Source organism: thiotrophic endosymbiont of Bathymodiolus puteoserpentis (Logatchev) (assembly GCF_900127505.1).
In the GTDB taxonomy this organism is placed as follows: Bacteria; Pseudomonadota; Gammaproteobacteria; order PS1; family Pseudothioglobaceae; genus Thiodubiliella.
Genome location: NZ_UEXF01000069.1, coordinates 1 through 3,693, shown reverse-complemented (window position 1 = coordinate 3,693; position 3,693 = coordinate 1). Strand labels below are relative to the sequence as shown.

The 3,693-nt window shown below is 37.2% G+C and carries 2 protein-coding genes; one reads left to right on the top strand and one right to left on the bottom strand.

Going from position 1 to position 3,693, the window contains the following annotated elements; genetic code table 11:
* Positions 1-285: 285 nt before the first annotated feature.
* Complete coding sequence (locus BHECKSOX2_RS07920) at positions 286-534, bottom strand: hypothetical protein (RefSeq protein WP_139683139.1); 249 nt, start codon at positions 532-534, stop codon at positions 286-288.
* Positions 535-799: 265 nt separating this feature from the next.
* Here BHECKSOX2_RS07920 and BHECKSOX2_RS07915 point away from each other — a divergent pair.
* Positions 800-3,693 (top strand): BspA family leucine-rich repeat surface protein (locus BHECKSOX2_RS07915; RefSeq protein WP_139683138.1); only part of this gene is annotated, 2,894 nt, incomplete at its 3' end.

Below are 3,693 nucleotides of genomic sequence, written 5' to 3'. Positions count from 1 at the left end.
TCAAAGGCATCATCAAAGACTGTCCAATTAATAGTGTTGGCTAGTTGTATTAAAGGGTCTTTGACATCTAATTGAGAAAAGAGCTCTGAATGAAAAAGATTTGATTGGGTGGATATTGGGCTGGATTTAGTTAACATTTTTTTAAGCAAAACGACCAAGAAATAAGAGGTATTTTAACAAAAGTTAGTTGATTTGTCTAGGATTATTGTTGGTTTTATTGTTATAAATCAATTTGTTGTGTGGTTTTTAAGGGTTGACTATTTAAGGACACCTCCAAAATCCCAATTATAGCACCAATCTTTTTCTGTCTATTTGTCGCATATGCAAAACATCATTCATAGAATTAGTCATAAAACCAAATACATGCTGCTCGCACCCTAGTTTTAGATTTCTTGTGATTATTGGCTTTTTGTTGCTCACTAAGTGGATTTTTTCATGAACTTGGGAGTTGCATTTAATCTCACTTAAATAGTCTTCAATCTCTTGTGAACAATAAGTGCTATCGGCGTAAAGCTCTACATCGTCTTTACCCACCCAATCCTTAAGTAATTGTGAATTGTGTTTAATTAGTAGAGCTAATACAGTATTTGTTAATCAAATAATCCTATTACTATCACCTTGTCTTTTTGCCTTAAATACTTTTTTAGTAGTGTTTTTATGGGTTTATTTTATTAAAAATTATTGGTTTTTTGTGATTTTGGTTTTTTAATGGTACCCAATTCTAAAACACCTTGCGCTATAATTTCACAAAATCTGATATATTATTGTCAGGAACTAAACCAACAACGGAGAATAAATCATGACCACCACAAGAACAACAACATCAGTGTCAACCATGACGATTACAGGCAGTGGCGGTATAGGCACTGCTGCCAACAAAATTACATTTAATTTTAATAAAGCCATTAAAGACGGGTTGTTTACTGTGAACGATATTGGTATTGTAAATGGCACTATTAATCCAGATTCATTTACCAAAGTAAGTGCAACTCAATATACCATTATGGTAACCCCAAGCCTAGGTGGAAAACATTCTAATGTTGCCATTACGACTGAAATAAACAATACAACAAACACTCTGACAGATGTTTCTGCTAATGCTAATACTGCCACCACTAAAAATACAACCCGAATTAACTATTTAAAAAATCTGGTTGATATTGATGGTAATGGCACTGATGTTGATTTAACCCATTGGGATGTGTCTCATGCAAGCAATACCAACAGAGCATTTTCTAATGCATATGCCTTTAATCAAGACATTGGTAGTTGGAATGTTAGCAATGTGACTGATATGTCTAGGATGTTTTATAACGCACACACCTTTAATCAAGATATTGACAGTTGGAATGTTAGCAAGGTGAGTACTATGTCTTATATGTTTTACAATGCACATGCCTTTAACCAAGACATTAGCAGTTGGGATATTTCGAGTTTAACAAATGCAGCAGGTATGTTTAAAAGCACTTCAATGACTGTAGGCAATATGGATAACACCTTGCGTGGCTGGGCAAAGCTTGATAGTGCTGCTAGTGAGAGTACTATCCAGAGCAATGTTACTTGGGGTATCGAAAATTACACCGATGCCACTGCCAGACAATATTTAATAGACACTTACCACTGGACTATTAATGGTGGCGTTTTTGATGGCAGCAAGACGATAAAGGGTGATAATACTGCCAATACACTTACTACCACTAAAACAAAAACCACACTACACGGCTTAGGTGGTGATGATACGCTGACTGGTGGCACTACAGATGACATCTTAGTTGGCGGTGCAGGCAATGACACTTTAAAAGGTGCAGGTGGTAGAGATGTTTTTGATTACGGTTTTAAAAACGCAGGCAATGACACCATTACCGACTTTACGCCAGGAAATACAAAGACAAATACTAACGCAGATATTATTGACCTTAGTGACTTGTTGATAGGATATAGCGCTACTTCTAATTTGAGTGATTTTGTAACAGTTGCTGCTGATGGCGCTAACACCAAACTGACTATTGACCATGACGGCACTGGCACACTGAACAGTCCAGTAACCATTACTTTAAAAAATATCGCCTATAGAGCTGATTTGTTGAACAGTTTGATTGCTAATGGTAACTTGGTGCTTGAGGGTATTAAACCAACCCTAATGATTACAGGCAGTGGTGGCAAAAATACTATCGCCAATACAATCACATTTAATTTTAGTGCAACTATTAAAGACGGGTCGTTTAATGTAGATGACATTAGTGTTGTAAATAGTACTATTAATTCAGACTCATTTACCAAAGTAAGCGAGACTCAATACACCATTATAGTAACCCCAAGTCTAGGTGGAAAGCATTCTAATGTTGCCATTACGGTTGCAGCAAATACCTTTACAGATGTTGCTGGCAATACTAATGTTGCCATCGTTAAAAATACAACCAAAATTAGCAACTTAAAAGAGTTAGTTAATATCAATGGTATCGGTTCTGATGTTGATTTAACCCATTGGGATGTGTCTCATGTAAGCGATGCAAGCCAAGCATTTTATAAAGCAACTACCTTTAACCAAGACATTGGTGGCTGGAATGTTAGTAAGGCAACTGATATGTCTTATATGTTTTCTGGCGCAGGCGTCTTTAATCAAAACATTGGTGGTTGGGATGTTGGTAAAGTGACTAACATGCATAGGATGTTTTGGGACGCTAATGTCTTTAACCAAGATATTAGCAGTTGGAATGTTAGCAAAGTGACTAATATGCAAGCGATGTTTCATAACGCAGGTGCCTTTAACCGAGATATTGGCAGTTGGAATATTTCGAGTTTAACAAGTGCAACGGGTATGTTTGAAGACACCTCAATGACTCTAAATAATATGGATAGCACCTTGCGTGGCTGGGCAAAGCTCGATATTGCTGCTGGTGAGAGTGCTATCCAGAGCAATGTTACTTGGGATATCGAAAACTACACCGATGCCACTGCCAGACAATATTTAATAGACACCTATCACTGGACTATTAATGATAGTAATTTTGATGGCAGTAAGACAATACAGGGCGATTCAACTGCCAATACACTGACTGTAACTGGCATAAAAACCATATTACATGGTTTAGGGGGTAACGATACGCTAATTGGTAGCACTACAGATGATATTTTAGTCGGCGGTGAAGGCGATGATACTTTAACAGGTTCATATGGTATAGATGTCTTTGATTACGGCTTTAAAAACGCAGGCAATGACACCATTACCGACTTTACGATAGGAAATACAAAAACAGATCATGGTGCAGATATTATTAACCTTAACGACTTATTGGTAGGATATAGCACCACTTCTAATCTGAGTGATTTTGTAACAGCAGTCGCCAACGGTACTGACACTAAACTGACTATTAGCTATGATGGCACTGGCGCACTTAATAGCCAAGTAACCATTACTTTAACCAATGTCGCCTATAGAACTAATTTATTGACTGATTTGATTGCTAATGGTAACTTGGTGCTTGAGGCTATTAGCCCGATCCTGACGATTATAGGCAGTGGTGGTGCCAATGTTACCGCTAATACAATCACATTTAATTTTAATGAAGCCATTAGAATCGCGTCGTTTGGCATAAGCAGTATTAGTGTTGCAAATGGCACTATTAATCCAGGTTCATTTACCAAATTAAGTGATACGCAATATACCATTATGGTAACCCCAGACTTAGGGGG